Source organism: Paenibacillus sambharensis (genome assembly GCF_003233845.1).
Taxonomy (GTDB): domain Bacteria; phylum Bacillota; class Bacilli; order Paenibacillales; family Paenibacillaceae; genus Paenibacillus_I; species Paenibacillus_I sambharensis.
The window spans coordinates 1-6,423 of record NZ_QKRB01000024.1; the positions used below are offsets into that span (position 1 = coordinate 1).

Below are 6,423 nucleotides of genomic sequence, written 5' to 3' on the forward strand. Positions count from 1 at the left end.
CCAGTGTGGCCGATCACCCTCTCAGGTCGGCTACGCATCGTCGCCTTGGTAGGCCGTTACCCCACCAACTAGCTAATGCGCCGCAGGCCCATCTGTAAGTGACAGCTTGCGCCGTCTTTCCCGGTTTCCCCATGCGAGGAAATCGCGTATCCGGTATTAGCATCCGTTTCCGGATGTTATCCCAGTCTTACAGGCAGGTTGCCTACGTGTTACTCACCCGTCCGCCGCTAATCTTTAAAGGTGCAAGCACCTTTAAAGATCCGCTCGACTTGCATGTATTAGGCACGCCGCCAGCGTTCGTCCTGAGCCAGGATCAAACTCTCCATTAAAGTGAAATGTGGGTTCGGCTTACGTCGAACACTCATTTGCACCAATTGAGTCTAACTTGCTCATTCTGTATTGCTTATCCATCATCCCATTAAAGGAATGACAGGGCAGTTCGCTCGTTGTTCAGTTTTCAAAGAACAATTACGGAAGCATTCATCTTGCGATCTTCGCTCCGTCTTGCTTGTCCTTGCCGCTCTCGCGACCGGAATTAGAATATATCATATTTCGCAGATGATGTGCAAGTGTTTGTTTTTCCCACTCGTTCGTGACCAGCTTATGCAGCCGTTCCAAACTCCCCGATCATATCCGCTCACCAGCCCTCTCTTGCGGCCGGATTCATAGAATAACACGGTCAGCAAGGATAAGCAACTGGTTGATTAATCCTGAGAAAATGAATAAAAGAAAGCTATAAAAACCAAGTTATATTGGGGAAGGTAATTAATTTGGACAACAGACACGAGGAGGCCATTCAGTGGAAAGAATCAGTATTTGGACACTTAAGAAGCTGCCTTTAGACGATATCGTTGACTATATACAGCTGCATGGTTCAACAGACTTGCAGGCAAGAATAGCAGAAGTGTCACTGGACGACTACATAAGAATGACGGCGGCTCAGGGAGCCGATCGAATAAAACAGCAGATTGCGGTCATTCCCGAAGAAAAATATGATGAATTTTTGTTAGAGCTCATAGATGAGTAGTCCGGTACTAGTTATTTCGTGTTCAAGGTACCTCTTCAATTTGGTACAAGTCTTCCACTGAACACCCGATCGATCTTGCTATTGTGACCGCTGCCTTTAACGGCATTACCCGCTTGCCTTCTATATAGTCAAGAAGCCTTTCCGGCTTCGTTCTTAGCAGTACTGATAACGCAGCAACCGACAAGCCTTTTTCACTCAATCGTTCTTGCAGCATGCATTTTCCCAAAGTCACTCTCATTAGATGCTCTCCTGTCAGCGGAATTATCGAGAAAAGGCTGGCGGGGCCAGCCAGATTACTGGATTAACCTTTTAAAGAGTGAAGCCATTCGCTGTAGCATGAGCTGCAGAGCACTTCAATACGGTCTTCGACTCCAGATTTATCGTAGATCGTCAGGCTGTGGGCAGTTGTCGATTCCTTACTGCAGTGATAGCAGATATAAGACATTATCTTATTCACCCATCCTTGTTATGGCATTAATGCCCCGTTCATCAATAATGACGATCCGGGGCAGCAAATACATTCAACTTATTTGTTCTTTTTCTTCTTCTTGTTCTGAGTCAGTTCTTCGGAAAATTCAGCATCTGTATGATTTACTTCGGGCATTTTGTTAAGCTCTGTTGATTGAACGTCAGCTTTCGATGCACGTTTATTTTTTTTCGCCACATCTGCCACCTCCCTTCACAACTGCTTGTTAAGCCCTTGCCTGTCCCGCAGTATATATAATTGCTTAAACGGCATGTGCTTTATCCAAGTGCAATTCTGAGAGGTAAACCATTATCATACAGTCATCAATGTAGCTTCCTATACTCTGCTTCAAAACGCTCTTTAACAGAGTCATTGCTGCCGTGCACCGAGCTGCGTATTTCGTCAAACTCCCGCACGATGGAGCGGATGGAGTGCAGATCTTCGCGTTCCGCACAGTTGCCCACTTCATCAATTATGGAGTAGGTAAGTGCTTCATAAGCATCATCAAAGCTGCTGTCTACACCAGCTGTAACACGGTTATCCTCATAATAACGTTTAAATCGCTGGATCAACGTTTCGCGGTCTCCCATCTAAGAGCTCACCTCCATAAAAATAAAAAGCCAAAGCCGTTTTCCAAAATGGAAATACAGCCAGGCTTTCATAATAATTAGTTTTTATCCTCATCCAAAGCGGAAACGTATTCGTTTGGGTACTCCTGTCCAAGAGGGTTATTATTCTTGTACTGACTGAGTCTGCCCTTTCTGAACTCGCCGCCATGAACATTGGAGTCATCCTGGTTATTATGACTGATGTTACTATTACGATTCCGGTTATAATTTACATTTCTGCCCATACGCCTCATCCTTTCACGAAGTCTGCTTGTGCTCCGTTATTTTGCGCTGAAAGGCTGATGCTATTACAGGAAACATATACATGAACGCTTTTAATGCCGGGTTACGTTAGGAGCTTCCCTGCAGTTCACGGACACCGAGCAGTTGAAGCAGCCGCCTTGGCACGAGATCGGCAACAAGAATGTTTGACATCTGAGACACTTGACCGAATGAATGGATACTGGCATGCCGCATGTCGGACAAACAACCTTCGACTGTATTGCATCATTTCGACTGGCCATAACCGGTTTTCCCCCGCTGTAATCCTTGCCATAATACAGCCGCTTGCCGCAGCGCATATCCGATTAGCAGCATAACAACGAGCACAACACCCAGCTGTACATATTGCGAAGCGTCTGACATCCGCTTCAGAATATGATTGACGAGCCCGCCAACTGTGAATGCTACCGCAAACGTACTGGCCCACATAGCTGCGGCCTCCTTACGAGTCCTCTCCTTGAATAGTACAAGTATTGAAGCAATACAAGGGACAAATAACGTAATGGTAATCAAAGCGACAATAACCTGGCTGGGGGCGAGGTTCATATTACTCAACCCGGCTGCTCCAAAATCTCTTCTCACTATACCCATAATAAATGCTTGAGAGGCTTCGGCCGGCAATCCCAGCCAATCAACTGTGACCGGTCTAAGCAATGCGGATAAAGCTTTCAACATTCCTGTTACATTAAGCAGACTTATTAAAATAGAGCCTAGCGCGAACAAAGGCAGTGCTTCTTTCAGAAAGTGATAGGTTTTGGTTGCTGTTTTCTTCATCACATTACTCAATCTAGGCACCCTCAAGGGCGGCAGGTCCAGAAGCAATGAAGTAGCGCTTCCTTTCAGCAAGCGATCCATCAGTGTGCCTACAATCCCGAGCACCAACAATATTACCACTCCATAGATAAGGATATATCCGATCCCAACTCCAGCTAATAGAGAAACAATAACGGCCAGCTGTGCTGAACAGGGAATTGCCAGCCCGAGAAGAAAGACAGCGATTCGCTTCTCCTTCTCATTGCCTAACATTCTAGTCGTAATAGTAGCCATCGTTACACAGCCAAAACCTAATATAAAGGGGATAATGGCTTTTCCGTTTAGCCCTATGGATTGCATAAGCCGATCGACCATTGCAGCAAGACGCGGCAGGTAGCCGCTATCCTCGAACAGAGATAAAAACAAGTAGAAGCTGCATACTAATGGCAATAACAATCCCAGCACATAAATAAACGTCATGGTAAACAAACCGAATTCACCAACCAAAATCTCACCCATTGCATGGTCCGCGGGTATCCCAAGCACCTCAGTAAATAGATAAACAACCGCGGGTTCATAGTATCCGATCATAATCTGTTCTTCGGTAATGCCTACAATATCGCCCGCAACAAAAACGCCAATGATCAAGTACATTGCATAAAGAACCAGAACCAGAAAAGGTATGCCAATCCATGGTCTGAGCAGGTATCGACCAAGCCGAGTACCCATCGAAGCCCCCTTCATACTATCAGCAACGCATTCATTTATTATTGAATCTATGTAGCCCCTTCTTGCTTCATATAGGGTCTCCAGCAGGGAACCGGGTGTGACTCCACAGAAATCAGCAGCTCCCTCGTCACCTTCAAGCACCAACAGCTTGTATTTGGTGGGTATCGGCGAAGGGCTGGCATTTTTAAGGCTCTCTGCTACTACCGGAAGTGCATGACCGATAGGTGCTGCACGAATACATTCAATAATTTCGGCAATTCCTCTTCCCCGGGTAGCAACCGCTGTAATCACGGCCACTCCTAACCGTTTAGTTAACTGATCTACATCTATAATTAGTCCTCTTCGTTCTGCTTCATCTACCATGTTGATAACGACAACCATGGGTATTCCCATGTCGATCAGCTGTTGGGTGAGGAATAAATCCCTTTCAAGATGACATGCATTCACCACATTGATTACTTTATCAACCGCTAACACAACATCGCGTGTTATGCGTTCCTCTTCAGAGAATGACGATATTCCATACACACCGGGCGTATCAATAAGAACCGCTTCCCCAAACTTCCCGTGATGGATATCTAAAGTCGTTCCTGGAAAATTAGATACATCCACATATAGATTAGTCAATTTGTGAAAAACAACCGACTTGCCTACATTCGGGTTACCAACCAAGGCAATCCATTGTTCATCACCTGTTTTCTTAATCGGCAGTTTGGTAACGGTATGACAAACCATTTGATACTCCCCTTTACTGATTGCATTTGATTTGTATACATGATGCCAGCTCTCTCCCGATAGCCAGCTCTTGATGATTTCTTCTTAAAACCACCGGGCCTGCCGGAAGCAATTCAATGCACTCAACCTTTTGACCAGCTCCCAGACCAAATCGCATGGCATCACGCTGAAGCCGGGCATTTTCTATGAAAATTATTACTCCAGTCTGTCCTCTTCTCATCTCAGTGACCAACATCTACAATCACCCTTTTCACTAATGATTATCATTATCAATCATTGGACCTATTATAATGATCGGTCTGTATAACGGCTGTAGTTAAAGTCACAATATATTAGAAAAACCAAAATCCTCACGGTTGATTCACCGCAAGGATTCTGGCTCAGTCTTTACTCTGCTGTTGTACGCCCTGCTGTACCAGTCGTGCCTGTCGTGTTTCCATTCGTGCCTGTTCCAGTTGTGCCTGTTCCAGTTGTACCTGTTCCCGTGCGCATACCCATATCTGTGCTGCTCATCGGTTTGGCGTTCTTTAAGATAGTACGAATATCAGAAGAAATTGTGCCTTCATCAAGCGTGCCAACCTGTTCAAGCTTATCTTTAACCCGGCGTAGTGCCTGCTTTGCCTCTTGCCCTTTTACTGTAAAAACGTGGGTATCTCCACTCAGCATGCTTCCGATACGCGCATGAGCGCCTGCACGGGACATGCCAGCTGTTGTACCTGTTCCGGTACTAGTTCCGGTTGTACCATTTCCTGTGCCTGTACCTGTGCCCGTTCCGCCAGCAGCACCAGCGTTTTGACCACCATTGTTAGTATCATCTGCTACAAAAATTGCATTACCAAGCACAAGAGCATGGTGATAGCCAAGTGTTGCAAGCTGGTCGTCAATTGACAGAGCGGTCGAAAGTCCTGTCATTCTTCCGCCGTTAGTACCTGTTGTACCATTGGTTGTACCGGTTGTGCCAGTACCTGTTCTGCCTGTGTCACGGTCATTGTTACCAAACCCGAAGAGAGAGCCAATTCCACCACCGGTTCCTCTGGTGTTCATTCCATTATTGCCATCAAACAGACCGTCGTTATCATTATTCATGCCGAACAAATCACCAAGGCCCCCAGCAATGCCACCGGTACGATCACCTATAGCCGTGTCTCCAGCTGTACTCGTTGTTCCACCCGCTGCAGTGCCATTCATTATGCCGCCAGTACGGTTGCCATATGTGCCAGTACCCGTTTGACCAGTTCCAGCAGGATTCATGGTATTCAAGTTATTACGTCCCATACCGCCGCCATTGGTACCTACGCCTGTTCCAAACAGACCATTATTGCGGTTGTTTGTATTACCGCGCATTCCAACTGCATTATCGTCCCGATAATTGGCCTGATTCCGGATAATGCCTCCACGGTTGCCTGTACCTTGTGCCGTCATTCCGTTGTCATTTACGTTATCATTACCGCCACAGCCTGCCAGAAGCATTGCAGATACACCGACTACACAACCCATCGAAAGTGCTTTTCGCTTCAAAATGTTAGCCTCCCTTGTTTGAATCAGCTTGTAGGACTACTGTAATATGATTGCTCACAGCGGCTCTGCTTAGCATAGGGAATTGCAGGACGTCAGAAAAAGGTAACTTTCAGATCCTGTGGCTAACGCAAAAAACAGCCCCAGTAGGGACTGCTCTCATTAGTTGTGATCGGGTTAAAGGTTACACCCTGAAAACCGGATGCGAATGAAGTTGTAGAACTTAGCTGGTTTGTTTGTTCTTAATAGGATAAGCCCTCGACCGATTAGTATTCGTCAGCTGCACGCATTGCTGCGCTTCCACCCCG

At 46.2% G+C, this 6,423-nt stretch carries 7 protein-coding genes and 1 rRNA gene; 1 reads left to right on the top strand and 7 read right to left on the bottom strand.

The genetic code is table 11. The features are described from left to right. Positions 1–329 (bottom strand): 16S ribosomal RNA (locus DNH61_RS02300); the annotation flags it as partial. 470 nt (positions 330–799) lie between these two features. Here DNH61_RS02300 and DNH61_RS02305 point away from each other — a divergent pair. Continuing rightward, on the top strand, positions 800–1,027 hold the full coding sequence (locus tag DNH61_RS02305; protein ID WP_111145077.1) for a hypothetical protein: 228 nt from the start codon (positions 800–802) through the stop codon (positions 1,025–1,027). 22 nt (positions 1,028–1,049) lie between these two features. On the opposite strand, the gene DNH61_RS02310 is transcribed toward DNH61_RS02305, so the two are convergent. From DNH61_RS02310 to DNH61_RS26200, 6 genes are all read right to left on the bottom strand, one after another. Continuing rightward, positions 1,050–1,265, bottom strand: coding sequence for a helix-turn-helix domain-containing protein (locus DNH61_RS02310; protein WP_111145078.1), 216 nt, complete (start codon positions 1,263–1,265; stop codon positions 1,050–1,052). Positions 1,266–1,553: 288 nt separating this feature from the next. Further along, positions 1,554–1,691: a hypothetical protein gene (locus tag DNH61_RS26195; protein WP_181438552.1), complete on the bottom strand. Its 138-nt coding sequence runs from the start codon at positions 1,689–1,691 to the stop codon at positions 1,554–1,556. 125 nt (positions 1,692–1,816) lie between these two features. After that, positions 1,817–2,083 carry a hypothetical protein gene (locus tag DNH61_RS02315; RefSeq protein ID WP_111145079.1) on the bottom strand — a complete coding sequence of 89 codons (267 nt, stop codon included), beginning with the start codon at positions 2,081–2,083 and terminating at the stop codon, positions 1,817–1,819. 525 nt (positions 2,084–2,608) lie between these two features. Then, a complete protein-coding gene (gene feoB, locus DNH61_RS02325; RefSeq protein WP_111145081.1) occupies positions 2,609–4,600 on the bottom strand; it encodes a ferrous iron transport protein B in 1,992 nt (663 codons plus the stop codon). Positions 4,601–4,613: 13 nt separating this feature from the next. Then, positions 4,614–4,835 (bottom strand): FeoA family protein, encoded by a 222-nt coding sequence (locus tag DNH61_RS27145; protein WP_111145082.1) that lies wholly within the window; start codon positions 4,833–4,835, stop codon positions 4,614–4,616. 152 nt (positions 4,836–4,987) lie between these two features. Next, on the bottom strand, positions 4,988–6,118 hold the full coding sequence (locus DNH61_RS26200; protein WP_181438553.1) for a hypothetical protein: 1,131 nt from the start codon (positions 6,116–6,118) through the stop codon (positions 4,988–4,990). Positions 6,119–6,423 lie beyond the last annotated feature (305 nt).

What these genes read in the sequence shown, in the direction of transcription:
- DNH61_RS02310 (WP_111145078.1), bottom strand. Translation starts at nt 1,265, where the DNA reads ATGAGAGTGACTTTGGGAAAATGCATGCTGCAAGAACGATTGAGTGAA.
- DNH61_RS02315 (WP_111145079.1), bottom strand. Translation starts at nt 2,083, where the DNA reads ATGGGAGACCGCGAAACGTTGATCCAGCGATTTAAACGTTATTATGAG.
- feoB (WP_111145081.1), bottom strand. Translation starts at nt 4,600, where the DNA reads ATGGTTTGTCATACCGTTACCAAACTGCCGATTAAGAAAACAGGTGAT.
- DNH61_RS27145 (WP_111145082.1), bottom strand. Translation starts at nt 4,835, where the DNA reads ATGTTGGTCACTGAGATGAGAAGAGGACAGACTGGAGTAATAATTTTC.